Raw genomic sequence first — 23,298 nt, 5'->3', positions numbered from 1 at the left:
TGAAACTGTCGCAAAACGTAGGCATAAACTGTTTCGGTATTATTTTCTATGGGTGTCAGAGTGTAACTTTATGTGAATTTACAGCTGTAAAGACTCGCTCTATGCGTGGCGCTAAACCCGCATAATATAAGTAAAACTTATCGCTGCCGCTTTGTTTATAAATGTACATGCTAATGTGCCCTGTACAAATATGTCTAAAAATCCCCTGAAATATATTTGCAAGCCTGGCATCCTTCTCTACTATTAATCCTGCAACACGAAGAAAACGTTCAGCGTAATTAGCATTATGCTGTTTGCCATTAAATTAATGACAATATGTTCAGGAGGAATTTATGGCCGAACATCGTGGTGGTTCAGGTAATTTTGCGGAAAACCCTGGTAAAGCATCTGAAGCCGGTAAAAAAGGCGGACAGAACAGCGGCGGTAATTTCGCAAATGATCGTGAGAAGGCTTCTGAGGCTGGTAAAAAAGGCGGCCAAAGCAGTCATGGTGGCGGACGCAAGTCTGAATAAAAGGGCGATTAGCTTCTTTTAGCCACAGGCCCCGGCACGTTCAGTGTCGGGGCCATGTTTTTTTTAGTACGCTATTTTTAATAAAAGTACCCGCATTGTCAGTCGTGGAATTAATTTAAATATCGTAGTGCTCATTTATTTTTAAAGAATAGTTCTTTGATCTTTCCGTCTAAATTGCAATTTTGTTCATTTAAATTTCATAATGCGCTTAAGTTTAATAGATATATATTTAGCGCATTAACGCAAGGCTAAATAAGTCAGTCTGTTTTGGTAAACACAACTGAATCTTCTACATCCGCCCAATCCTCTGCATACAGATGATTTTTTTGCTTTATGCATCCGCTTACGGTTCACTAATAACCCCATTCGCTTTTGTAGATTATCGAACTCTTATAGCGCCACCCGATTTCGCCCATGGTGTTTGGCGCGGTAAAGGGCAGCATCTGCATGGGTGAGAAGCTGTTGCACATCTTTCTCTTTTCCACTTGCCGTGATCGTGGCACAACCGGCACTGATAGTGACGATACCTGCTGGAACGTCGGTTGTCTGGTGAGAAATCGAGAGGCTACGGACCGCTTCAACAGCGCGCATAGCCACGCGTAAAGCATCTTTTTGCTGAGTGTTCGGCAGGATAATTGCAAACTCCTCACCGCCATAACGCGCCACTAAATCAGCGCTGCGATGGGGCATTTTACTCAGCGTATCACCCAAACGCCGTAGGCATTCGTCGCCATTAGTATGACCATACGTGTCGTTGTAACGCTTAAAATAATCGACATCGATCATCAGCAACGAAACGGGTTCCCCGTTTACAGCTGAGCGCATTAGGCACTCGTGCAGATAGAGATCAAACTGCCTGCGGTTAGCCAGTCCAGTTAGCCCATCAATCATTGCCATCGATTTTAAGCTGTTGTTCACGAGCGTTAATTCATCACGCAGTTGAGTCAGCTCAGCTTGATAACGCAGATTCATGCGCGCCTGGCGCAGAATGAAAAAAATCATGATCAGGATGCCTGCCAGTAGCGCCAGGTTTAACGTGACATCCTGCACCCGGCTTTTCATCCACTGTTTTATCAGGCTCTGTTTGTCATAACCGGCGGCGACCACCAGCGGATAACGCTCAGAGCGTGCGAATCCAAAGATGCGTTTTTTTCCATCCAACGCCGCACTCCATTGTCCGCTACCGCGATCAGACTTCATCAACATTTCGCGAAACAGACAACTTGAAGAAAGGTTTTTTCCTATGTAACTGTCTGGCATTGGGCGGGCGTAAAGCACCGTGCTATCAGCAAGCATCAAGACCAAAACATCGCTGTTGCCCATCTCATAATAGCCGTAATAATGTCGGAAATAATCCACCTTTATTGTGGCTAACAGCACGCCGCCAAACCCACCACCCGCGCTGGTCACTCGCATGGAAACCGGTATAACGAGCTCGCCAGTACTGCGGCTGCGAATAACCGGCCCGATATGTACGCTGTTGCGCGGATTGTTACGGTGATAGACAAAATAGTCGCGATCGGAGTTATTAATGCCGACCGGCACCGGTTGCGCCGAAGTAGCAATCCACTTACCGCTGGCATCATAAAAAAACAGGCCATGCAGCTGGGGCAGGCGGCTCTTAAGGTCTCGCATGGTTAAACTCAGCCTGGAACCCTGGGCACCCGCGGCGATGTTACTCTGAAGATCGCGTTGCAATTCTCTAAGCGTAATTTCCGTTTGCAAGAAAGTATCTTCCGCCTGGCGCGCCTGAGAAAGTGAAAGGTTGATGGCTGTATCCTCAGCGTTGCGAATCATTCGTTGCCAGGATTGACTGAGTGACCAGGCATTAATGGTCAGCACGGCAACGATCAGCAGGCCGCCAAAAATCCAAATGCTTCTGACCAGCGGGGAACGAGCAATGCGTTCTGCCTCCGGTTGCGCGTTGGGCTTCTGTGTAAAAACGTTTCTTATCTCCATGCATAAAGTAAAGCACAGTTAATTATTCCCTGATGATGAGGTAACACGGGTAAACCAAGGCTATTTGGCTGTTTGTTACAAACATCGCGCTTGTTAACGTCGCGCATTTAAGAGGAAAAACGGGTTGAATATGTCACTATATAGTGACATTATGATGAATAACGCAATATTGTCACTATATGGTGACATTTTGAGGGTTTATGCTGCCGGGTTTGAAAGCGATAGGAATGAAGTGCCGTGAAAAACGCAAAGCAAAAGGGTGGACGCAATCCGCTGCGGCTTTGCGTGCTGGCATTCAAAGAACGGTAATTTCAGAAATTGAGAACGGTGCCTACACCGGCTCGCTGAAATCCTTGACCCTTTATCTGACGGCGGTGGAACTGATATTAACCGTTCAGTCTTCAGGTTTACCGCAGTTGGATGAACTTGAGGCGCTCTTTGACGATGACTGACCTCAAACAGCTTTCACAACCTGTACGTCATATCGATGTTTATAACGGCGGTGAATACAGCGGCAAGCTCATCCACGAACACGGCAGTTACAATTTCACCTATGCTGACACCCGTCGGCGGCGCGTGTCGCTGACCATGCAGCCCGATAACAAAATGAGTTACAACGCCAGTCGGCTGTTCAACATCTTTGAAATGAATATCCCGGAAGGCTACGTTCGCTATCATATTGCTGAACGTCTACGCCGCTACGTGGGAAACATTTCAGACATGCTGTTTCTTGCTTTGCAGCAGGATACGGGCATCGGTGCACTCTCATACGTGAGCAATATTGATTTGCCCACGCCAGCGCCAGAAAAGCTTGAAGAGCTGCTGAAATGGGATCACAAAGAGAGCGCATTCGAATATCTACTGAATAAATATCTGCTCAACACCTCTATTTCCGGTGTACAACCCAAAGTGATGATCAGCACTGAAAGCCGAGGCGCAGTGCTTTATCCCAATTTGATCGCGAAAACCGGCGATGAAGAGTATCCACGGCTGGCAGAAAATGAATTTATCTGCATGTCGTTGGCCAAAACCTGTGGATTACCGGTCGCGCCGTTTTGGCTGTCCGATAATAAAGAGCTGTTTATCATGGAGCGTTTCGATATCGCGGGCGATAAGCGTTTAGCGATGGAAGATTTCTGCGTCCTGGCGGGGAAAACCTCTGATCATAAGTACGCCGGCTCTTATGAAACCGGCGCCAAAATTGTCGCTCTTTTTACACGCGATCAGTCTCAGGTTGAGCTTTACTGGCGCTACGTTTTGTTCAGCTGCATGGTGGGCAACGGCGATGCGCATCTCAAGAATTTCTCACTGTTATATTCCGCAAACGGTGAGCCGACCCCAACACTTTCGCCGCTTTATGATGTGGTTAACACGTTTATCTATCCCACCAACGATAAAGAAATGGCGCTGAAAATGAATAAAAGCAAGCTATTCCCAGACCGGGATAGCCTGATCAAATTTGGTCGCGAACTTAAAATCGTTAAACCTGCCAGCGTATTGGAAGAGTTCGCTGATTTGATTAGCGATCAGTTGGCAAACCCAGATCTGTTTGGCGAGTTTCCTGAGTTGCAGGCGGCGATCAGCCGTTCTTTAACCAAGGCGGGCGCAACCAATAACCTCTTTTTAAAAACGGATGTGAAACGGCCTAAAAAACGTAAAACAGATTCTCTGCTGTAGCCTTTTTCGACTCGCTCATACAGGCATGATCGGCGGCGGGGTGTTGCTGCCTGGCTTACTGTTCTGGTGATGTCGCCACCGCCAGGGTATTTCCCCCTCCGTTTCTGCCTTGAAGCGGAGGGGAGCCGTTTAAATCCCATGGAGCTTAGCCAGTAACCACATCCTTTCCGACGCAACGTCAGCGTTATCGAGTAATCCCGCTTCGTCAGCCAGGCGAAACAGCGTGCAATAATGTGTGAGACTGCGTGCGCTCTGCATACCGCCCAGCAGGGTAAAATGACGCTGATGTCCATTGAGCCAGGCCAGAAATACAATGCCCGATTTGTAGTACTGCGTTGGAGCGGCAAAGATATGTCGTGCCAGCGGCAGCGTCGGAGCAAGAATCTGATGATATTTCTGCTGATCGCCTTGCGCCAGCGCATGCAGCGCGCCAGAAGCTGCCGGTGCAATCGCATCCAAAATCCCTAGCAGTGCGTGTGAATAGCCCTGACTGTCGCCCGCAATCAATTCGGGATAATTGAAGTCGTCGCCGGTATACATTTTGACGGAGGCGGGAAGCTGACGGCGCATCTCGATTTCGCGATCTTTATCCAGCAATGAGATTTTGATGCCGTCGATTTTCGCTGCGTTGTTGCGTATCACCGACAGGCAAATTTCCATGGCGCTGTGGATCTGCCCTGCGCCCCAGTAATCCCGCAGCGCCGGATCAAACATATCACCCAGCCAATGCAGAATCACCGGTTCACGCACCTGCTTTAGCACGGTGTCGTAGACGGTTATGTAATCTTCAGGCCCCTTAGCGATGGCGGCCAGTGCCCGACTCGCCATCAGGATAATGCGACCACCGCAGGCTTCAATGGCCGCAATCTGCTGTTCATAAGCATTGATCACATCATTTAAGGTCAAACCCGTGAAATCAGTCAGGTGATCGGTGCCCGCGCCGCTGGCAATAGTAACCTGCGGAAAATCCTTTGCCTGGGCCACACTGCGTTGAATCAGCTCAAGGCTGGTTGGCCAGTCAAGTCCCATGCCGCGCTGAGCGGTGTCCATCGCTTCTGCCACGCCAAAACCCAGTGACATGAGATGGCGTCGATATTCCAGCGTTGACTCCCAGTCGATAGCCATATCACCTGTAGGATTCTGCATCTTTACAGGATCAGCAACCACGTGTGCCGCGGCAAACACCTTGCGGTTAAACACCGGTTTTTGCGGTACGCTCCAGTGTCGTTGGCCTTTCACCACATAGCTGAACGGTTGCCCGTCGCTGTCCACTAAACGCACCTTATTACTGATCGTCATTTTCTGTCCCTCTCGATTAATGCTTAACCAGACGCCCATGCGGCACGGCGTCTGCGGCGTTTTTTGTGGCGGAAACGGGGAGTTTACGCACACCCAGCAGCACAAAACTGCTGCAAAGGATCACTGCGGCAGCTACCAGCCACACGGGTTGCAGCGTGTAGGTTTGAGCGAAATAACCTGCCACGATGGGCGAGATGCCGCCTGCCGCCATTCCCATATTCATGACAAAGCCAATGGCCGAGCCGCGTAGAGAAGGGGGAACCAGTTCGGCGGTAATAGACAGCACGATAGGCGTGATGGGATAGCCCAAAAAACCCAGCAGCATCACCAGCACAATCACCAACGGAACGGAGAGATTGACAACCATCGCCGCCATCAGAAATCCGCTGGCAATGGTGATGGTCATCAGGATGTTGCGGCGGCGAAGAAAATCGCCTTTATCGCAGTAACGGCCAAGCAGGAAGCCACCCAGCGCGCCGGTGAGTCCCAGCAAACTGGCGATGGTCCCAGCGGTACCGATCGTCAGATTTTTTACCTGCATGAGATAGCTCGGTGCCCACAACAGCACAATCCACCAACCGGCCAGCAGCACGAAGTAATAGCAGGCCATCATCATCACCGGCGCATGACGAAACAACGTGCGCAGCGGCACTTTTGCAGCCGCCTGACGGGCAATAAGGTCGGCCGGTTTACGATCGTTTTTGACCAATACGGCATACAGCAACGCCACGAGCATGCCCATCGCACCGGCGACATAAAACACCACGCGCCAGCCAAACACCGGCCCCAGCACCGCGCCCATCCACGTGCCAAGAAAGCCACCAATCGGATAACCCATCCAGTAAAGCGACATTACCGTAGTACGTTGCTTATCACTGGTGACATTGGCGACCTCCAGTGAGGCGGCAGGCCAGAAGATGCCTTCACCGATGCCGGTCATCACTCGGTAAAAAATCAGGCTCGATAAACTACCCGCCACGCCAGTGAACAAAGTGGCGAGCGAAAACATCATCAATCCCAGAATCAAAACCGGTTTTCCGCTGAGCTTGTCGGCAATAATCCCGGCAATAAACAGAAAGAGAATAAAGCCAAAAAAGAAGGAGGAGAGCAGAATGCCGCTTTCGCCTTTACCCAGACCAAACTCAGCGGCAATCAGGCCAATCGCCGACGACACCGTCATTCGATCAACCGAGTACATCATGTATCCCAGGCCGCAAAGCACGGTGACCAGAATCATTTTTCGGGTATCTGTATTCATATTTTTCTCGACATGTCTGTTGACCGACGAAAACAGCTTTTCAGCTCTGTCAGATACAAGTGATGTTAACCGTGTTCCTGATGGCGCATTTTGCAGGTGCGCAGCACCTCGTCAGGATCTTTCATCCACCAGTTGAGGCGGGAAAAAATTTCGACTTCATGAAAACCGTCATAACCCAGTGCTTCAACGGCCAGACGAAAACCGCGAATATCAATCACGCCATCGCCCATCATGCCGCGATCTTCGAGCAGGTCCTGTGTCGGGTTAAGCCAGTCGCAGATGTGAAAAGCCAGCAGTCGTTTCTTTCCCGCTCGCTGGATTTCGTGATGAAAATCTGCATCCCACCACGTGTGATAGAGATCGACCGCGAGGCCCAATCCCTCATCACCCAGATCGTCAATCAGATCGTTGGCCTGCTTTAAACTATTGATGCAGGCCCGATCAGCGGCATACATTGGATGCAGCGGCTCAATGGCTAACGGCATTCCGCGGGGCCGGGCATATTCCAGCAAGGTGTTCAGGCCGTCATGTACTTGCTGACGGGCGCCCGCTAAATCTTTGGAGCCAGCGGGTAATCCGCCCACCACCAACACCAGACAAGCCGCGTTTAACTCAAGCGCTTCATCCACGGCGCGAAAATTGTCGCTGAGGTTGTTATGGCGCTGTTCAGCGGTATTAGCCGGAAACATCCCGCCGCGGCAATATCCGCTGACGCTAAGTTCATGTGTTCTAATTAGCCGGGCCGTTTGCTTGAGCCCCAGCTCGGCGACCTGATCGCGCCAGGGTGAAATGCCGCGAATCTCGTGGCGGGCACAACCTTCAATAATCTGCTGGAGATTCCACTGCTGGCGAACCGTTGCCGTATTCAGAGAAAGTTTATGTGGATTGGGTCGCTGCATGATGTGATCCTCAACGCTCTAATGAAGGCACATCAATCCAGCGCCGCTCTTTCCAGCTTTTAAGTGCCAGATCCACCAGTTGCAGACCTTTGGCGCCTTCCAGCAGGCCCCAGCGATAATCGCCTTCGCCCCAAACGTGCCGCAGAAAAAGTTCCCACTGCACTTTGAACGCGTTGTCATAGGTTTGGGTTTCAGGCACTTCCGCCCAGTCGGCAAAAAAGTTATGCGTCTGGCGAACATCGGGGTTCCACACCGGTTTTGGCGTGTTGACGTTGGCTTGGGTGAAGCAATCAGTTAGACCGGCAACCGCCGAACCGTTAACGCCATCGACTTGAAAAGTCACTAAATCATCTCGGCGAACGCGAACACACCAGGAACTGTTGATTTGCACAATCGTGCCGTTGTGCAGCTCAAAGGTTGCGTAAACGGCATCATCCGCCGTGGCTTGATAGGGTTGATGTTGCTCATCCCAGCGTTGAGGAATGTGGGTTGCGCCAATACAGCTGAGACTTTTAATCTCACCAAACAGGTTGTCGATGACATAGCGCCAGTGACAAATCATATCGAGAATAATGCCGCCGCCATCTTCACTGCGATAATTCCACGATGGGCGCTGCGTAGGTTGCAGGTTGCCTTCAAATACCCAGTAGCCAAACTCGCCACGCACCGATAACACTTTACCGAAAAAGCCCGATTCATTTAGCAGCTTGAGTTTCTGCAAGCCCGGCAGCCAAAGTTTGTCCTGAACGACACCGTGGCAAACGCCTTTTTCCTGGGCGAAATGGTAAAGATTCAACGCGTCATCCAGGCCCATCGCCACCGGTTTCTCACTATAAACATGTTTACCTTTGCTGATGGCTTTTTTCAGCAGAGCAGGGCGCGCCTGGGTGGTCGCCGCATCAAAAAAGATGATGTCATTCGCGTTATCAAGTGCTTCATCAACATCCGTTCCCCAGCGGTTGATGCCAAATTCCTGCGCCAGTGCGGCGATCTTTTCCGCGTTGCGACCTATCAGAATCGGGTCAGGCATGAGGCGATCACCATTGGCCAACGGCACGCCACCTTGCTCGCGAATCTGTACAATCGAACGGATTAAGTGCTGATTTTTCCCCATCCGTCCTGTAACGCCATGCATGATGATGCCAACGGGAATCTGAGCCATTCATTCACCTCATTGTTGAAAATCGCTTTGCCGCGTGAGTTGTGATCGAGACGACATAACGCCTCAAATCTTCAGGAAACGATGAGCAAGCCGGTTAATAGTTATTCAACTAACTGGTTGATGGCTTCACTATAGGAGTCAAAAATCATTTTAACTTTGATCAATTTCACATAACCAACTAGTTGGTTGAAAATTTTTCCTTGCTTGTTTTACCGACAAATTAAGGCACTATACTGTTGAAAAGCGCAGCGAAAATGAGGAGAGGAGTTTGGCTAACAGGGGCGTTAAAGATAAAAATGATTCGGCTGATAAACAGCAGCGTATTCTCCAGGCTGCCCGTGCAGAGTTTGCAGAGAAGGGGTTTGACGGGGCGCGTGTAGACAGTATCGCAGAACGTGCTCAGGCGAATAAACAGCTTATTTACTACTACTTCACCAACAAAGATGTGCTGTTTACTCGGGTGTTGGAAGATGCGTATCGGGATATACGTGAGCACGAAGCGGCGCTGTCGCTGGATGAAGTTCCTGCCAATGAAGCGATCCTCAAACTGGTTGAGTTCACCTGGCACTATTATCTAAAAAATCCAGAGTTCATCCGCCTGCTGAACAGTGAAAACCAACTCAAAGCGCGGCATCTCAAAGATTCATCTGTGACCGTAGAGATCAACCAGAGTTGGATCAGCATTACCAAAAGCCTGCTGGAACGCGGCGTCCTTGAAGGTAACGTTAGGACGAATATTGATGTCATGCAGCTAAATATCAATATCTCAGCGCTGGGTTTCTTTTATCTGATCAACCAATCAACGCTGTCGATTCTGTATCAAAAAGATCTCAGTGAAAAAGCGGCGTTGGCAGAGCGTTTGCGCGTGATGAAAGAGTGTATAGCCGCATGGATTAAACCCTGATGCGCGCTTTTTATGTTAAATAAACCCGGCGCCCACACGCCGGGTTTAGCCCTTGAATCATGTTAAGTTGTAATGGTTGTCTGGCTTCAAGGGCTCGGGAAGCGGGTAATCACTCTGCAGCGCCTTTAAATTGCGCTCGATAATCACACAAAGCGCATCCAGCGGCAGGTCGTTGGCAGCCATACCAAAGGGATCTTCCAGTTCTTCTGCCAATGATTCCAGTGACAAAAAAGTATAGGAAACAAACACTGATACCAGCGGCGTCATGTAGTGCAAATCGGCGACCAGCGCAAAAGGCAGTAGGGTACAGAACAGGTAAACGGTGCGATGCAATATCAGGCTGTATGCAAAAGGAATAGGCGTTGTCACGATACGCTCGCAACCGCCCAGCACCTGAGAGAGATGATTGATATTGGCATCAATACTTTGCCAGACAATATCAGAGATTACGCCACGTTGACGCTGTTCACCCAACCAAATCCCCATACAGAGTAACAGCTGATTGCACGGCGATGGATCGTTCATCACCTGATCATGCCAGCGTGGCGGCAGTAGACGGAGCAGATCAGCGCGTCCGTCGGTTTGGCGCAATTGATGTTTCAGGCTCCAGTTAAACGCCATCATCAGTGCAGAAATTTCGCGAACCGCAGCGTCATCGGACAACAGCGTGCTTTTGATTTGGCGTAACAGCGAGCGCTGAGTGATCAACAATGAACCCCAAAGCGTGCGGGCTTCAATAAAGCGGGCGTAACTGGCGTTGTTACGAAAACCAAGGAAGATAGCGATAGCCACGCCAAGTAAGCTAAAAGGTGCAAGAGTGAGGTGAACGCCCAGCGACTCGTACCATTGGTAACTCAGTACCGCAATAACAGACATCAACACGTTGAGTGACAGGCGAAACATAATTTTTGATAACACGGAACCATGCCAGACAAACAAACGGCGGAACCAGTGTTGGGAAGGACGAATAATCATAAGGTGTGATGAGGGCTGTTTAAATGTCGTTGCTAAAGAGTACGCTGCTGTAAAAACAAAATCGACCTCGAAAAAGCTGAGAGGATCATTTGGGATGCGCGTTGTAATGAAAAGCCGGGTTTGAATGAATGAAGGTAAGACGGAAAAGGGAGTAAAGGGCTTATAGTCAGGTTTAGCCGCACCGATGTTTATCCTATTTAACATAATATACATTATGCGTACTTTAGCTTATGGCGGCTTAATTCAGATGTCCGCGTCTGGCTATATTGATATGGCAGCTTTACCGCTCTTTTTCAGAGCTACCCATTTTGACGCTGCTACGCGAAAGTTACGCCGGTTTCGGCCTGCACTTGCCGCAGAAAAGCTCAGCAAGCGTCACTTTTTGGCCGAAACAGAAACACTGCGCACTTGCCGAAAATATCCTTTAAAAGGCAAACATCTTCGCCAGAACATGCTTACCGCTTTTGATTTTTTGTCGGAGGTGGAATTTCGCTTTGAGCAGATAGTAGGAAAAGTCCCTCTCTATCTCCTTGATGTTGAAACGACTCTCCAGCGCCAGGCGATCTTCTGCCACTCTGCGTCGGGTGAACTTCTTACCGGATAAATCGATAATACGCAGCCCGTGTTCAGAAAGGATAAAGTTGCCTTTATGGGCGTCACCAGAAATGAGTTTATGTTGATGCAATAACGCCATGTTATGCACAAGGTCCTGTTTGATTACCTCAGGAATGACATCAAACTCATTCAGCACCGTGCCGGGAATGTATTCATTCAACATAATGTAGAGATCGGTATAAGGACCCTGTTTGCGCTGCGCTAACAGGTAAACGTCATTTTGAAAACGCATGCCTCTTGACCAGAGCTCGTCATTGAGTTGAATCAGACTTAAAAAGTAATCTTTTCTGAAAAAGGATTTAAGCACCCTCTCGATTTTTTTACCGTTGGGTTTGAATACTTTCAATATATATAATTGTTCCTGGTGCTGGACCAGCATGACCTTGGTATTGTCCTTGTTGCGGAACACTTTACGTATCGGAAGACGTAAATGAACAAAATCCTCCAGGATCTCGTTATACGGAACACGACTCTCTTTGAAGCACAGCGTAAGATTATTATATTTAGTTTTGTGCAGCATAATTAGCCTACGGCCAGAGTGAAAAAATGGATAATTCCGTTAGGTATAGACCCGATCTGCGCCCTTCGCGACTCTGCGGCGGCGGAAAAGCCATACAATCGTAATAGCGGTAAAAATATCGCCATAAATACCTCCTGCAATATCTGCCAGGCCGCTGACCTTAACGGGTGAGCACCTGCAAAAAGGCAGACAATAAAAGTAGGAATTATCGACATATAGCTATAACAATCTTGTTAGAAAATGCTTAAAAGTAATAAAATCTCACCTTTATTACAGAGTGATAATAACGTTAATCAATCACTTAAGTCTCATAATTCTATTATGCGAAAATTTTCGAGCAGATTATTTACGCGCATGTCTAAACCTTCAGTAAATAACATTGAGATTCACTGAAAATAGCACGTTGGGCGTATCTTTATTACGCCTTATCCGTTAAGAAGCAGATTGATCTGTTTAACTTCGCTTGACCGAATAGCCTGCATTATATGGATATCGTTTTATGCCTGTGGCCAACACGTTGGCTTCTTCGTTATGTACCCCCTTCTCTTTTTAACCACTGACGTCCGCTGCAGCGGGTTCATTTCAACGCCCACTCTTTCCAGCAACGCTTCACCTGCTCTGCTGATAACAAGGCCACTTTTGGCATTGTTAATTCATCAAATATCGTCCGGTGATGCGCTCTGTTCTTCGGGGTGGTGAAAAGCAGATATTTCAACATGTCGCTATTAATGCGATCGCGCTGATGTTCTGCCAGCACGCCACCTATTCGTTCACGCTGGAAGACGGTACGGCGGAAATAACGCATTAGCATCAAGGGTAAACTGATATCCAGTAAAATTACGCCTGTTGCGCGATCCATTCTTTCCTTCAGGCAGCTGGAGTAATTACCCTCAATAATCCAACACTCTTGATCGATAGCCGCTCGATGCAGGGCTAAAAAATGCGATTTAGGTCGCGCCTGCCAATGCGTGCCAGGTAAATGATAAAGCTGATCAAGGTGTATTGCGGGGTAAGATGTTTTATGAGAAATCGCATTGGCCAGCGTCGATTTTCCACTGTTAGATGGCCCTATAATAGCGACTCGCGGTCCAAGAAAAGATAAAGATTTAATGTCACTGCTCATCGTTAACGCCTGTTAGTCATAATGTAAATGCGACCTGCTCATTACTTAACGCGAACCAGTGCGCGAGTTTTATCCAACAAAAAAGGACGCAGATAACCTACCGTATTAGAAAGTAAAATCACCTCATCTGAAACCTTAATATTTAATACCTCTTTCAAATAACGTTTGCGAATTTCCATCCTTTTCCATACTTCGGGGAATTGTGCCGCTAGCTGCTGTTGCAATGTAATGTCTGCCAGCCCAACCGTATCTTCTATGCTACTGCCGCCATAACCCGGCAAAGAGGGAATAATATCAATCTGCAATAGCATCCCGCTGGTTAATGGAATTGTGGAATCAGGATAGATTGGTGAGCAAAGCCACTCTTCATCCGCCACCAAATGCCCCGGATTCAAATGCCAGTGATAACGCGCTTTTGGTAGAACATTCTCGACAATGGCATACATTTCTCCGCCCGTGATGCCTACCCGCAAACTCTCGAGCCAGGTCACCACGGCATGATAATACGGCGTGGCTAACTGCGTCAGCCAGTCAGAAACCGCGTCGGGCAACGCGGTGTCGTCGGCAACTGCATAGGCTGAGCGACTGGTGAGTCCACCTTTGAAGCCAACCGTCAGCGAGATCTTATCGCCCAGGCAGATGCGTTTATCCGAAGGATAAAGGTTGGCATACGCAAAGCGATCCCCGCTGGCGGCAATCATAATAACGTTATTCGGTTGACCGTCGGCAGCCAGCAAATGGCCGATCTCTTTTTCGCTTTTGCCGAGTTCAATGCTGTCCAGCGCGCTAAGGACATTGGTTGAGGCCAAATTGGCGCCATATTCATAAAAAGCGATTTCATCTGCCCGGTTTATGCAGCGAACGCCATATTCAGGCGAGATAAATATCCCCGTTGCGTTAACAACACAATGTTGCCCCCCTGCCGCCTTCTTAACCGCATCAAGAATAAATGCAGGCAGATCAAACAGGCTGCTTCGCTGCTCAGCATTGCCGGTGAAAAGCTTCCACCCGACGACGCCCACTTTTTGCCCAGCGGTTAAACCTGCGCTTGCGAGCAACGTCTCTAACGGCTGTTCATGTGTCATGGGTTGATTGGGCAGCGAAAAGATCGGCGCATGCAGAGGTAATCCTGCATTACGTGCATAAGGCACAAGTTTGAGGTTCTCATTACCTATGATGTAACTAATAGCACCTTGATCACTGAGTACTAAAAGTGCCTCTTCAAAACGCGGAATAAACCCCGCCAGATACTCAAAATTGCCGCCATGTTCTTTATCTGCATAGATAACCAAGTGCGCCAGCCCGTGCTGCTTCATCATATTAACCACTTCAACCACGCGTTGCTTCAGGGTTTCATCAGATAAAACGGGGCTCGCGATATGACGGAAGCATTGCGGTGGCGAAAGCGTTTGTAGCGAATAGCGTGTATCCATGGCGTCTCCTGAAGAGTTAAAGAGAGGTTTCTCTGTTAAAAGCAGAGGGAAATTTGCAGTAAGCGTGGCTAACTCGGCCAAACCCACAATATCGACACGTTGAATTCACCCTTTAATTGACGTATAAAAAGTGTCTCCGAGGGGTGTCCTGAAATGGGCTGAGATGGCGTAAGCCGAACCCTTTGAACCTGATCTGGGTCATGCCAGCGAAGGGACGGGTTGGCAATATTGCACTCAGCAAATGCCTGTTCTTACCTTAGTATGCCCGGATCTCCACTTATCACTGGAGGTCCCATGTCTCTCTCAATGTTCAATGATGGCTTATATGGCCGTCTTCGCCAGCAGGCGGGTCAACACTGGCACGATTATGTCTCGCACACTTTTGTGCAACAGCTCGCTGCGGGTACCCTGCCGCACGCCGCTTTTCAGCGTTACCTCACGCAAGATTATCTCTTCCTGCTGCATTTTGCCCGCGCTTACGCCTTGTTGGTCAGCAAACTCCATACGCTACCCGAAATGCGTGCGGCAACCACATCCCTCAACGCTATTGTCAGTGAGCTGCCCTTGCATCTCACGTATTGCGCGCAATGGGGATTGAGCGAAAGCGACATCGTCAACGACGCTGAAGCGCCAGAAACGCTGAACTACACCCGCTACGTTTTGGATATTGGACATTCTGGTGATGCGCTGGATTTGCTGGCGGCATTGATGCCTTGTGTCGCAGGTTATGCCGAAATTGGGCTTGGTTTATTAAACAATCCCGCCACTGTGATGCGTGATAATCCCTATGCTGCATGGATACAAAACTATGGCGATGAAAGCTATTTGGCTGGCGTGCAGGCTTCACTGACGCTGTTTGAAAATATTGCCCGCCAGCGCGGTGGTGAAAGCCGTGTTGATGCGCTAGCCAATATCTTCACCACTGCAACGCGCTTAGAGAGCGCATTTTGGCAAATGGGACTCAATGCCGGTAACACCTCAAACGCGTTGATTTCCGCATGCAGGCGCTAAGCGCCATTCCCGGTATTAAAGTGCGCGATCTCAGCTTAAAGTTCGGTGAGCAGATCATTTTTGACCGGCTGAATATGGATATCACCGGCGGCGAATTCGTGGCGCTTCTGGGTGCCAGCGGTGCAGGGAAAAGCAGCTTGTTACGTATTATTGCTGGCCTTGCGCCGCCCACTTCTGGCTCGGTGACGGGCAGCGATAATCAACCCTTGGCGGGTCGCATTGCCTGGATGGGGCAAAAAGATCTGCTTTATCCGTGGCTATCAGTGATAGATAACGTGGCGCTGGGCGCGCGTTTGCGGGGCGAAAAAGTCGATCGCGATTGGGCAAGGCATTTGCTGGCGCGCGTAGGCTTGAGCCGCGAAGAAAAATCCCTGCCGGCCACCCTTTCCGGCGGTATGCGTCAGCGTGCTGCGCTGGCCCGTACCCTCTATGAACGGCAACCGATTGTATTGATGGATGAGCCGTTCTCCGCGCTGGATGCCATTACCCGCACGCAAATTCAAACCCTGGCGGCTGAATTACTGGCACAACATACCGTGCTGTTGATTACCCACGATCCCGCTGAAGCCTGCCGCTTGAGTCACCGTTTGTTGGTGTTTTCACCCTATCCTTTCGGCATTGATGACTCGCACAGCATTGCTGGATTACCGCCGCGTGCGCCCGACGATCTTGATTCGATGAGAAGTCAGGCTGAGCTGTTGCAACAACTGATCAAGGCGGCAGGATGAAACACAATCGTCTTGCACGCAGCAGGCGTGGGCTCAGCGTTTTTATCGGCCTGATTGGCGTTTGGTGGCTGGCAACAAAATGGGGTGACATCCCTGCTTTCTTGTTGCCCGCGCCGCGCGCCGTGTTGCTTGCCGCCTGGGATAATGCGCCGTTCCTGGCCTACCACTCGCTGATTACGCTGTCAGAAATTGCCAGCGGATTCGTCATCGGTGTCTTGCTCGGCTGTAGCCTGGCGCTGTGCATGATCTACTCGCCACGGCTGCAACGTTGGCTGATGCCGCTGGTATTGACCAGCCAGGCGATTCCGGTGTTTGCGCTGGCCCCGCTGCTGGTGCTGTGGTTTGGCTTTGGCATGAGCGCAAAAGTGGTGATGGCAGTGTTAGTGATCTTCTTTCCGGTCACATCCACGTTTTTCGACGGTATGCGCCGCGTCAATAACGACTACCTCGATCTAGCCCGCACCCTGCGCGCTTCGCCGTATGCCCAGTTACGTCACGTACGCCTGATGGCGGCCTTGCCTGCGTTTGGTTCAGGATTGCGCATGGCCGCCGCCGTGGCACCGATCGGCGCGATCATCGGCGAATGGGTCGGTTCGGCTGAAGGATTGGGCTACGTCATGCTGAATGCCAATGCTCGAATGCAGAGTGATATGTGCTTTGCCGCCCTGTTTATTTTGGTGCTGATGACGCTTCTGCTTTGGAGCGTGATTGATGCTTTGCTGAAACGTGTAATCAACTGGATGCCTGACAACGATGAATAACCTCAATCACCCACGTAAAACCCTGTTTAAAACGCGACTAACCGCCCTGATTGCCAGCGCCGTTTTAGCCACCAGCGCCAGCGCCAATGAAAAACTCACTCTCATGCTCGACTGGTACATCAATCCCGACCACGCGCCGATCATGGTTGCTGAGCAGATCGGCGCATTTAGCGCGCAGGGGCTGGATGTGCAGATTATCCCCCCCTCCGATCCCGCTTTACCGCCCCGCCTTGTGGCGGCTAAACAGGCCGACTTAGCCATTACTTATCAGCCGCAAATCCATTTTTTTGCCGATCAGGGTTTGCCGCTGGTACGCGTAGGCACCTTAATTAACACGCCGCTTAACACCGTTATTTCGTTGGATAAAAGCATTAAGACGCCAGCCGATCTCAACGGTAAAACCGTGGGATATTCTGTGAGCGGCATCGAGCAGGCGACATTGGACACCATGCTCAAACATGAAAATCTCAACGCAAACGCAGTCAAACTGATCAACGTAAACTTTCAGCTCACCAGCGCCCTGTTAACCGGAAAGGTGGATGCCGTGATTGGCGGCTACCGCAATATCGAAGCATTGGAGATGACATTGCAGGGTAAAGATCCGGTTGTGCTTAACGTCGAGGATTATGGCGTCCCGGCTTACGATGAATTAATTATTGTGGCTAACCGCGATGCCGTTGCCGAACCGAAGATCAAAAAGTTTCTTATCGCGCTGGAGAAAGGTACAGCCTATTTACGTGCGCACCCTGAAGAGAGCTGGAAGGTTTTTGCTCGTCAGCATCCTGAGTTAAATACCCCGTTGAATCATCAGGCGTGGATGAAGACGCTGCCGCTGTTTGCCACGGAGCCTGCGAAGTTAGATAAACCGCGTTATCAGGCTTATGAGCAGTTTTTATTTGATAACAAGCTGATTAAGAAAATCACGCCAGTTGAACAATACGCGACAGAAATGAATTAACGTGTTGGGTTAGCCCTGTTGCGGGCTAACCCACTTCAGCGGTTAAAGGTTTTTGACCCTTACCACATCTGCCATCACCGACAAGGCGATCTCTGCCGGTGTTTTACTGCCAATCCTAATGCCCACGGGCGCCTGAATGCGCGTCAGCTCTTCTTCACTCAGTCCCCCGATCTCCACCAGCCGCTGTCGGCGTTTAGCGCTGTTTTTAACTGAACCCATCACACCGAGATAAAACGCAGGGGTATTAACCGCCTCCATCATGGTGAGTTCATCAATACGCGGATCGTGCGTCAGAGAAAGTATCGCCACCTTACTGCTGATTTCATGATTCTCCAGCCACTTAGCCGGATGCTGCGGCACAATAGTGACATGATATTCCGCGCCAAAATGACGTTCTGTTTCAGCCAGCTGCTCGGGGCGATGTTCACAGACGGTGATCCTAAAACCGAGGATCAGCGCAAGCCGAATGCACTCAAACGCCACCACCGAATAACCGGCAATCAACAGTTGCGGCACCGCACCCACGGGGATCACGACCTGATTCTGCTGATGCGATAACGCGGGCAGTACATGCGCTGTAGAAACGATCTCCCACGCGGCGCGTTGCCCAAGCTGCACATTCTTTACCAGATGCTGTTTACCGATCAACGCGGTTTGCATGGCGGTAAGCAAAGCATAACTCTCCGTGTCAGCGGGAAGATACTCGATCAACACATCCACACTGCCGCCGCACGGCAACGCCACATTGGGACGTAATCCCCCTTCGCCATAACGCACAATTTGGCTGCTATCACGATAGGCACCTGACGCCAGCTGTTGCAGAAAATCTTCCTCAATACAGCCGCCTGAAAGCGAGCCGCAATGTTCACCCTGAATGTTAATGGTCATCATGGTGCCGGGCGCACGCGGTGACGAGCCATACGTATGCAAAACGGTACAGAGCCACACCGGCTGCTGCAATTGATGCCAGCACAAAGCACAATCAATAACCCGTTGATCAAGCGTAATCATTCTGTTCTCCCGAGTTCAGGTTGACGGGATAATCGATATCGTTAAGGCATCCGGGATCGTGCAACGTAATTAAGGTGGCGGGATGCGCCGCCAGTATCGAACGCGCCCCTTCATCCTTGTGCAAATCCACCAGCTGGGGATAGAAAATTCGACTGAAGCCCACCGGATGACCGGCCTGAGCATCCACCAGCGGCCTGACTATGGATTCAGTCGCTAGCGCATGTATAACAGCCAAATAGCTGGATGTTTTTAGCCACGGCATATCACCGAGCGCGATAATCCAGCCGTCATAGTCCGCCGTTGCACGGACGCCTGCAGCAATCGACTCACCCATCCCCTGGCTCTGGCAATAGATGGGCTGACACCCGTTGAGCAGCGCGTGTATCGCCCGATCTTCTGGCTGGGTAACAACGTACACGTCGGCGCCCGTCGCCATGGCGTGGCGCAGGGTATGCGATAACATGGGAAGCCCCTGAATCTCAGCCAACAGTTTTTGACCGCCGCCCTGCTTGCGAAAACGCCGCCCGAAGCCAGCAGCCATCACCAAAATTGCCACTTTCATTTATGCGTACCGAGGTAAAGGCCACAAACGAGGCGCAGGCAAAAGCCCTGCGCGCAGTATCCGATCAAATCAGTTTTTCCATGGTGATGGGCAATTCACGTACGCGCTTACCGGTTGCGTGGAACACCGCATTACTGATTGCCGCAGCCATGCCGACAATACCCAGTTCACCCACCGCTTTGCCGCCCATCGTTGTAGCCTTGTAATCTGGCTGACCGACATCAATCGTAGTGATTTCTGGCACATCTGCACTCACCGCCACCAAATAATCGGCGAGATTATTATTGATAACCCGACCATTACGCGGATCAAGGGTGCCTTCTTCCAACAACGCTTGCCCCAGTCCCATCACCATTCCCCCTATCCACTGGCTGCGTGCCAGCGCGGGGTTATAGAGCCTTCCGCTGTCAAAAGCACCGACCATACGCTTCACGCGTACTGTGCCAAAGTCTTCATCCACGCGAACTTCAACAAACAGCGCGCTCCAGCTATGTGCCGAAACATCTTCTGGCCGCGTAATGGTATTGAGTGCGCTGAGCATTTTGTCGCGCTCTTCAGCGGAGGCATTACCTTTAAAGGTATCAGCAGAAAGTGCAAGCGAAGGTAAACCCGCTAATGACAGCAACTGTTCAAACGTCACTTTACGGTTGGGACGCATAGTCATCGCCACTCCGTTATCCATGACCACTAACTTGTCACGCGGTGTGCCAAACAACGGTGAATCAGGGGTTTCGATGGCCAGCGTGAACAGACGTTCACGTAACGCCAGCGCCGTTTTAAACACGGCCGCGGTGAGATTACCTGCCAACTGGGACCCACCGGCCACGCCCGCTGTCGGCAGGCGCGAATCACCCAGTTCGACCTGAATACGATCTTGAGGAATTTTCAGCACATCGGCTGCGGTCTGCGCCAGGATAGTGTAAGTGCCGGTCCCGATATCCGCGCCCGCGCTCTTCACCGTAAGGTGTCCATCCGGTTGCAGAACCAGAGTCGCTTCCGCCGGTTGCAGGTTCACTGGATAGGTTCCACTGGCCATTCCCCAGCCGATCAGCTCTCGCCCTTCGCGCATCGAACGCGGTTCCATACTGCGTTTACTCCAGCCGAATGCTTCAGCGCCCTTTTGATACGCCTCTTTCAGCTGGCGAGAACTCCAGGGTTTACCCTGTTGATAATCGTGATCGGCCCAGTTTTTTATGCGCAACGCCAGCGGATCCATATTCAGTGCATAGGCCATTTCATCCATGCTGACTTCCAGGCTAAACGCGCTGGGGTTTTCACCTGGCGCGCGCATCCATCCAGGCGTCACGGTGTTAATCGGGACAACGCGATGATGAGAGGTCACGTTCTCAATCGCATACATCCGCGCAGTGACACGGTTGGTGCCTTCGGCAAACACATCATCAAGGGACGTTTCGTTATAGCCATCATGAATAATGGCGGTGATTTTACCGTCGCGCGTTGCGCCCATCTCCAGAGATTGATGGGTAGACGCACGGCCGCCAAAACCGGTAAAGGTCTGCGGGCGCGTTAGCGCGACTTTCACCGGACGCTTCAGTTCACGTGAGGCCACGCAGGCGAGCGCAACGTGGGTGGCAGGCGACGCTTTTGACCCGAACCCCCCACCAACATAAGGCGAGATAATCTCAACCTTGCTGATATCGATTCCCATCCATTCAGCAATGGCGGTACGCGCGCCCGCCACCCATTGGCTCGGTTCCCACACGGTCAGCTTGTCATCCTGCCAGTGCGCGATACAGGCGTGCGGTTCCATCGGCTGATTGTATTCACGCGGCGTAATAAATTTATTTTTAATTCGCACCTCGGCCTGTTCCATTGCCTGCTGCGCATTTCCCATGGTGATCGTCAGCGAATCCTGATCCTGCGGTTTAGCGCCTTTGTCTTCCGGGAAAATCAGCGCGGGCGTCTCGGCGTACGCCACTTTAATCAGGGAGGCGGCATGTGTTGCCTGCTCAAAGGTTTCTGCAACCACCAAGGCAATGTTCTGCCCGTTATGGATGATGCGATCGTTCTGAATCGGGAGATAGGTGGTTTGGGCAGCACCGCCCTCAGGAATCGACCTCGGTTTGTTAATTTTCAGGCTATTGAGGTGCGAATAAACGGCCAGTACGCCTTCTGAGCGGCGTGCCGCCTGTGTCTCCATTGCCGTTATGCGGCCGCTGGAGACAGTTGATTGTACTACCACGCCATACAGCACGTTTTCAAACTGATGTTCAGCGGCATACGTGGCGTGCCCGCTGACTTTTAACGTGCCATCTTTACGCTGTGGCGCAGCACCTAAACCCTGTTGAGGCGGCGTCTGTTCAGAAAGGGGCAGTTGATGTTGTTGTACGGCACGAACGCTTTTCACGTGGAGACCTCCTGCGGCCATCACCGATACAGCGGCAGTGGCCTTGAGCAAATTTCTGCGTGTTTTGTCAGTGTAATTTTTCATGAAGGCTTCCCTACCGCTAATAAGGCCCGACTGATGACGCGCGGAACCAGGACAATTTTGGCTTGGTTATGCGACAGCGCTTTGGCGTTAATCACCGCCAACTCGGATGCCTGACGGATCAGCACTTCACTGAAGGCTTTACCGCGCAACGCATCTTCCACTTCATAAGCACGCCAGGGTTTGGTGGCCACGCCGCCGATAGCAATGTGCACATCGTTAATGATGTCGCCTTGCATCTCAACGCCCACCGCCGCACTGGCCGCCGCAAATTCATAAGATGCGCGATCGCGCACTTTCAAATAGTGAGACTGCCGTAACGCGGCAGACAAAGGCACCTCTACACCGACGATCATCTCGTCGGCGGCAATATCATGTTCTTGATGTGGCGTGTCGCGTGGCAGCAGAAAGAACTTTTCAACCGGTACACGACGTTCCTGCTGTTGGCTATTACGCAGGATCACCTGCGCCTGAAAAGCGGTTAACGCTACTGCCAAATCACCCGGATAAACCGCCACGCACGCTTCGCTGGCGCCTAAAATAGCGTGACCGCGATTGATTCCCTGAATTGCCGAGCAGCCCGATCCGGGTTGGCGCTTATTACACGCGGGGAACGTAGCGGGATCGCGGAAATAGCCGCAGCGCGTACGCTGCCGTAAATTGCCGCCAATGGTCGCCATATTACGGATTTGCGGTGAGGCTGCCTGCCAGAGGCTTTCATAGATAGCAGGTGCCAGACGCTGACACTCTTTATCTGCTGCCAGCTCGCTCATGCGAACCAAGGCGCCAACACGTAAAGTATCGTGACTGAAATTGATGTCGCGCAGCGTGGTTAAGCGGGAAATATCCACCAGCTGTGGCGGCGCTTCAACATTGCATTTCATTAAGTCGAGCAGCGTGGTCCCCCCGGCTAAAAAACGTGAGGATTCAGCCACGTTGAGCTTAACGGCTTCGTCGGCGCTGGCGGGGGTTTTAAAGATAAACTCATTCATGATGCATCCCCTGACATTTCTGCTGCGGCCTGTTTTACCGCCTCAACAATGTGGGGGTACGCACCACAGCGGCAGAGATTGCCACTCATATATTCCCGAATTTCAGCGTCGCTACCCGCGTGGCCCTCTTTGATGCAGGCGACGGCAGACATGATTTGGCCCGGCGTACAGTAACCGCATTGGAAGGCATCATTGGCCATAAAACAGGATTGCACCGGATGCAGTTTGCCCTGTTTATCCGCCAGCCCTTCGATAGTGGTGACTTTCCCGCCTTGCGCTTGTGCCGCTAACGTCAAACAACTCAATACGCGCTGCCCGTTTACGTGCACAGTACAAGCACCACATTGACCCTGATCGCACCCCTTTTTGGTGCCGGTTAATTGCAAATGCTCACGCAGCGCATCCAACAGCGTTACCCTTGGATCAATAGTCAGGTGTTGCGTCTCATCGTTGATCATCAACTGAATAGTTATTTTCTCAGACATTGCGA

Annotated in this window: 22 protein-coding genes, 1 pseudogene and 1 riboswitch; of the genes and pseudogenes, 8 read left to right on the top strand and 15 right to left on the bottom strand. The window is 50.9% G+C overall.

Features of this window, described 5'->3' with window-relative positions; translation table 11 throughout:
* The first annotated feature begins 332 nt into the window (after positions 1–332).
* Complete coding sequence (locus MUG06_RS05275; RefSeq protein WP_215846823.1) at positions 333–512, top strand: general stress protein; 180 nt, start codon at positions 333–335, stop codon at positions 510–512.
* A gap of 390 nt (positions 513–902) precedes the next feature.
* On the opposite strand, the gene MUG06_RS05270 is transcribed toward MUG06_RS05275, so the two are convergent.
* Positions 903–2,471 carry a sensor domain-containing diguanylate cyclase gene (locus MUG06_RS05270; protein WP_243077943.1) on the bottom strand — a complete coding sequence of 523 codons (1,569 nt, stop codon included), beginning with the start codon at positions 2,469–2,471 and terminating at the stop codon, positions 903–905.
* A gap of 200 nt (positions 2,472–2,671) precedes the next feature.
* Here MUG06_RS05270 and MUG06_RS05265 point away from each other — a divergent pair, with 200 nt between their 5' ends.
* Both MUG06_RS05265 and MUG06_RS05260 read left to right on the top strand, forming a co-directional pair.
* The gene (locus MUG06_RS05265; protein WP_215846822.1) at positions 2,672–2,923 is read left to right on the top strand and encodes a helix-turn-helix transcriptional regulator; all 252 of its coding nucleotides are present in this window, start codon (positions 2,672–2,674) and stop codon (positions 2,921–2,923) included.
* A complete protein-coding gene (locus MUG06_RS05260; RefSeq protein WP_243077942.1) occupies positions 2,916–4,148 on the top strand; it encodes a type II toxin-antitoxin system HipA family toxin in 1,233 nt (410 codons plus the stop codon). The genes MUG06_RS05265 and MUG06_RS05260 overlap by 8 nt, the downstream gene beginning before the upstream one ends.
* A gap of 129 nt (positions 4,149–4,277) precedes the next feature.
* Here the strand turns inward: MUG06_RS05260 and MUG06_RS05255 are convergent, their stop codons facing one another.
* The 4 genes from MUG06_RS05255 to MUG06_RS05240 all read right to left on the bottom strand — a co-directional run bounded on the left by MUG06_RS05255 (position 4,278) and on the right by MUG06_RS05240 (position 8,766).
* A complete protein-coding gene (locus MUG06_RS05255; protein ID WP_243077941.1) occupies positions 4,278–5,447 on the bottom strand; it encodes a dihydrodipicolinate synthase family protein in 1,170 nt (389 codons plus the stop codon).
* 16 nt (positions 5,448–5,463) lie between these two features.
* Positions 5,464–6,705 carry an MFS transporter gene (locus tag MUG06_RS05250; protein ID WP_243077940.1) on the bottom strand — a complete coding sequence of 414 codons (1,242 nt, stop codon included), beginning with the start codon at positions 6,703–6,705 and terminating at the stop codon, positions 5,464–5,466.
* 65 nt (positions 6,706–6,770) lie between these two features.
* Positions 6,771–7,604, bottom strand: a complete 834-nt coding sequence (locus tag MUG06_RS05245) for a sugar phosphate isomerase/epimerase family protein (protein ID WP_243077939.1) — start codon at positions 7,602–7,604, stop codon at positions 6,771–6,773.
* Between the two features lie 10 nt (positions 7,605–7,614).
* Positions 7,615–8,766: a Gfo/Idh/MocA family oxidoreductase gene (locus tag MUG06_RS05240; protein ID WP_243077938.1), complete on the bottom strand. Its 1,152-nt coding sequence runs from the start codon at positions 8,764–8,766 to the stop codon at positions 7,615–7,617.
* Positions 8,767–9,034: 268 nt separating this feature from the next.
* Between MUG06_RS05240 and MUG06_RS05235 the strand changes: the two genes are divergently transcribed.
* Positions 9,035–9,670 (top strand): TetR/AcrR family transcriptional regulator, encoded by a 636-nt coding sequence (locus tag MUG06_RS05235; protein WP_215846816.1) that lies wholly within the window; start codon positions 9,035–9,037, stop codon positions 9,668–9,670.
* 57 nt (positions 9,671–9,727) lie between these two features.
* Here MUG06_RS05235 and MUG06_RS05230 read toward each other — a convergent pair whose 3' ends face one another.
* The 5 genes and pseudogenes from MUG06_RS05230 to MUG06_RS05210 form a co-directional block, all read right to left on the bottom strand.
* Positions 9,728–10,645: a bestrophin family ion channel gene (locus MUG06_RS05230; RefSeq protein WP_243077937.1), complete on the bottom strand. Its 918-nt coding sequence runs from the start codon at positions 10,643–10,645 to the stop codon at positions 9,728–9,730.
* A 424-nt stretch (positions 10,646–11,069) separates the two neighbouring features.
* Positions 11,070–11,780, bottom strand: coding sequence for a lipopolysaccharide core heptose(II) kinase RfaY (locus tag MUG06_RS05225; protein WP_215846814.1), 711 nt, complete (start codon positions 11,778–11,780; stop codon positions 11,070–11,072).
* Between the two features lie 577 nt (positions 11,781–12,357).
* Positions 12,358–12,639, bottom strand: a complete 282-nt coding sequence (locus MUG06_RS05220; RefSeq protein WP_243078534.1) for a DNA topology modulation protein FlaR — start codon at positions 12,637–12,639, stop codon at positions 12,358–12,360.
* A gap of 163 nt (positions 12,640–12,802) precedes the next feature.
* Positions 12,803–12,903: pseudogene (locus MUG06_RS05215) on the bottom strand (GTPase); the annotation flags it as partial.
* Between the two features lie 41 nt (positions 12,904–12,944).
* Positions 12,945–14,336 (bottom strand): M24 family metallopeptidase, encoded by a 1,392-nt coding sequence (locus MUG06_RS05210; RefSeq protein ID WP_243077936.1) that lies wholly within the window; start codon positions 14,334–14,336, stop codon positions 12,945–12,947.
* A gap of 129 nt (positions 14,337–14,465) precedes the next feature.
* Positions 14,466–14,568, top strand: a riboswitch (TPP riboswitch).
* A 62-nt stretch (positions 14,569–14,630) separates the two neighbouring features.
* Here MUG06_RS05210 and tenA point away from each other — a divergent pair.
* The 4 genes from tenA to MUG06_RS05190 are packed head-to-tail and all read left to right on the top strand — an operon-like array spanning position 14,631 to position 17,794.
* A complete protein-coding gene (gene tenA / locus MUG06_RS05205; protein WP_243077935.1) occupies positions 14,631–15,347 on the top strand; it encodes a thiaminase II in 717 nt (238 codons plus the stop codon).
* The gene (locus MUG06_RS05200) at positions 15,335–16,075 is read left to right on the top strand and encodes an ABC transporter ATP-binding protein (protein WP_243077934.1); all 741 of its coding nucleotides are present in this window, start codon (positions 15,335–15,337) and stop codon (positions 16,073–16,075) included. Before tenA ends, MUG06_RS05200 begins: the two co-directional genes overlap by 13 nt.
* The gene (locus MUG06_RS05195) at positions 16,072–16,836 is read left to right on the top strand and encodes an ABC transporter permease (RefSeq protein ID WP_243077933.1); all 765 of its coding nucleotides are present in this window, start codon (positions 16,072–16,074) and stop codon (positions 16,834–16,836) included. The genes MUG06_RS05200 and MUG06_RS05195 overlap by 4 nt, the downstream gene beginning before the upstream one ends.
* Positions 16,829–17,794, top strand: coding sequence for an ABC transporter substrate-binding protein (locus tag MUG06_RS05190; protein WP_243077932.1), 966 nt, complete (start codon positions 16,829–16,831; stop codon positions 17,792–17,794). Before MUG06_RS05195 ends, MUG06_RS05190 begins: the two co-directional genes overlap by 8 nt.
* A 42-nt stretch (positions 17,795–17,836) precedes the next feature.
* On the opposite strand, the gene MUG06_RS05185 is transcribed toward MUG06_RS05190, so the two are convergent.
* The 5 genes from MUG06_RS05185 to MUG06_RS05165 all read right to left on the bottom strand — a co-directional run bounded on the left by MUG06_RS05185 (position 17,837) and on the right by MUG06_RS05165 (position 23,293).
* Positions 17,837–18,805 carry an XdhC family protein gene (locus tag MUG06_RS05185; protein ID WP_243077931.1) on the bottom strand — a complete coding sequence of 323 codons (969 nt, stop codon included), beginning with the start codon at positions 18,803–18,805 and terminating at the stop codon, positions 17,837–17,839.
* Positions 18,792–19,367, bottom strand: a complete 576-nt coding sequence (locus tag MUG06_RS05180; RefSeq protein ID WP_243077930.1) for a nucleotidyltransferase family protein — start codon at positions 19,365–19,367, stop codon at positions 18,792–18,794. The genes MUG06_RS05185 and MUG06_RS05180 overlap by 14 nt, the downstream gene beginning before the upstream one ends.
* Before the next feature lie 64 nt (positions 19,368–19,431).
* A complete protein-coding gene (locus tag MUG06_RS05175; RefSeq protein ID WP_243077929.1) occupies positions 19,432–21,819 on the bottom strand; it encodes a xanthine dehydrogenase family protein molybdopterin-binding subunit in 2,388 nt (795 codons plus the stop codon).
* Positions 21,816–22,808: a xanthine dehydrogenase family protein subunit M gene (locus MUG06_RS05170; RefSeq protein WP_243077928.1), complete on the bottom strand. Its 993-nt coding sequence runs from the start codon at positions 22,806–22,808 to the stop codon at positions 21,816–21,818. Before MUG06_RS05170 ends, MUG06_RS05175 begins: the two co-directional genes overlap by 4 nt.
* Positions 22,805–23,293, bottom strand: a complete 489-nt coding sequence (locus MUG06_RS05165) for a (2Fe-2S)-binding protein (RefSeq protein ID WP_243077927.1) — start codon at positions 23,291–23,293, stop codon at positions 22,805–22,807. Before MUG06_RS05165 ends, MUG06_RS05170 begins: the two co-directional genes overlap by 4 nt.
* Between the last annotated feature and the right edge of the window lie 5 nt (positions 23,294–23,298).

The sequence above is a fragment of the Pantoea sp. MQR6 genome (assembly GCF_022761075.1).
GTDB classification, from domain to species: Bacteria; Pseudomonadota; Gammaproteobacteria; order Enterobacterales; family Enterobacteriaceae; genus Pantoea; species Pantoea phytostimulans.
This window is presented reverse-complemented; position numbering and strand designations above follow the sequence as displayed.

Bases quoted from the DNA above. Each gene is read 5' to 3' on its own strand.
- MUG06_RS05275 (WP_215846823.1), top strand. From the start codon at position 333: ATGGCCGAACATCGTGGTGGTTCAGGTAATTTTGCGGAAAACCCTGGT.
- MUG06_RS05270 (WP_243077943.1), bottom strand. From the start codon at position 2,471: ATGGAGATAAGAAACGTTTTTACACAGAAGCCCAACGCGCAACCGGAG.
- MUG06_RS05265 (WP_215846822.1), top strand. From the start codon at position 2,672: ATGCTGCCGGGTTTGAAAGCGATAGGAATGAAGTGCCGTGAAAAACGC.
- MUG06_RS05260 (WP_243077942.1), top strand. From the start codon at position 2,916: ATGACTGACCTCAAACAGCTTTCACAACCTGTACGTCATATCGATGTT.
- MUG06_RS05255 (WP_243077941.1), bottom strand. From the start codon at position 5,447: ATGACGATCAGTAATAAGGTGCGTTTAGTGGACAGCGACGGGCAACCG.
- MUG06_RS05250 (WP_243077940.1), bottom strand. From the start codon at position 6,705: ATGAATACAGATACCCGAAAAATGATTCTGGTCACCGTGCTTTGCGGC.
- MUG06_RS05245 (WP_243077939.1), bottom strand. From the start codon at position 7,604: ATGCAGCGACCCAATCCACATAAACTTTCTCTGAATACGGCAACGGTT.
- MUG06_RS05240 (WP_243077938.1), bottom strand. From the start codon at position 8,766: ATGGCTCAGATTCCCGTTGGCATCATCATGCATGGCGTTACAGGACGG.
- MUG06_RS05230 (WP_243077937.1), bottom strand. From the start codon at position 10,645: ATGATTATTCGTCCTTCCCAACACTGGTTCCGCCGTTTGTTTGTCTGG.
- MUG06_RS05225 (WP_215846814.1), bottom strand. From the start codon at position 11,780: ATGCTGCACAAAACTAAATATAATAATCTTACGCTGTGCTTCAAAGAG.
- MUG06_RS05220 (WP_243078534.1), bottom strand. From the start codon at position 12,639: ATGGATCGCGCAACAGGCGTAATTTTACTGGATATCAGTTTACCCTTG.
- MUG06_RS05210 (WP_243077936.1), bottom strand. From the start codon at position 14,336: ATGGATACACGCTATTCGCTACAAACGCTTTCGCCACCGCAATGCTTC.
- tenA (WP_243077935.1), top strand. From the start codon at position 14,631: ATGTCTCTCTCAATGTTCAATGATGGCTTATATGGCCGTCTTCGCCAG.
- MUG06_RS05200 (WP_243077934.1), top strand. From the start codon at position 15,335: ATGCAGGCGCTAAGCGCCATTCCCGGTATTAAAGTGCGCGATCTCAGC.
- MUG06_RS05195 (WP_243077933.1), top strand. From the start codon at position 16,072: ATGAAACACAATCGTCTTGCACGCAGCAGGCGTGGGCTCAGCGTTTTT.
- MUG06_RS05190 (WP_243077932.1), top strand. From the start codon at position 16,829: ATGAATAACCTCAATCACCCACGTAAAACCCTGTTTAAAACGCGACTA.
- MUG06_RS05185 (WP_243077931.1), bottom strand. From the start codon at position 18,805: ATGATTACGCTTGATCAACGGGTTATTGATTGTGCTTTGTGCTGGCAT.
- MUG06_RS05180 (WP_243077930.1), bottom strand. From the start codon at position 19,367: ATGAAAGTGGCAATTTTGGTGATGGCTGCTGGCTTCGGGCGGCGTTTT.
- MUG06_RS05175 (WP_243077929.1), bottom strand. From the start codon at position 21,819: ATGAAAAATTACACTGACAAAACACGCAGAAATTTGCTCAAGGCCACT.
- MUG06_RS05170 (WP_243077928.1), bottom strand. From the start codon at position 22,808: ATGAATGAGTTTATCTTTAAAACCCCCGCCAGCGCCGACGAAGCCGTT.
- MUG06_RS05165 (WP_243077927.1), bottom strand. From the start codon at position 23,293: ATGTCTGAGAAAATAACTATTCAGTTGATGATCAACGATGAGACGCAA.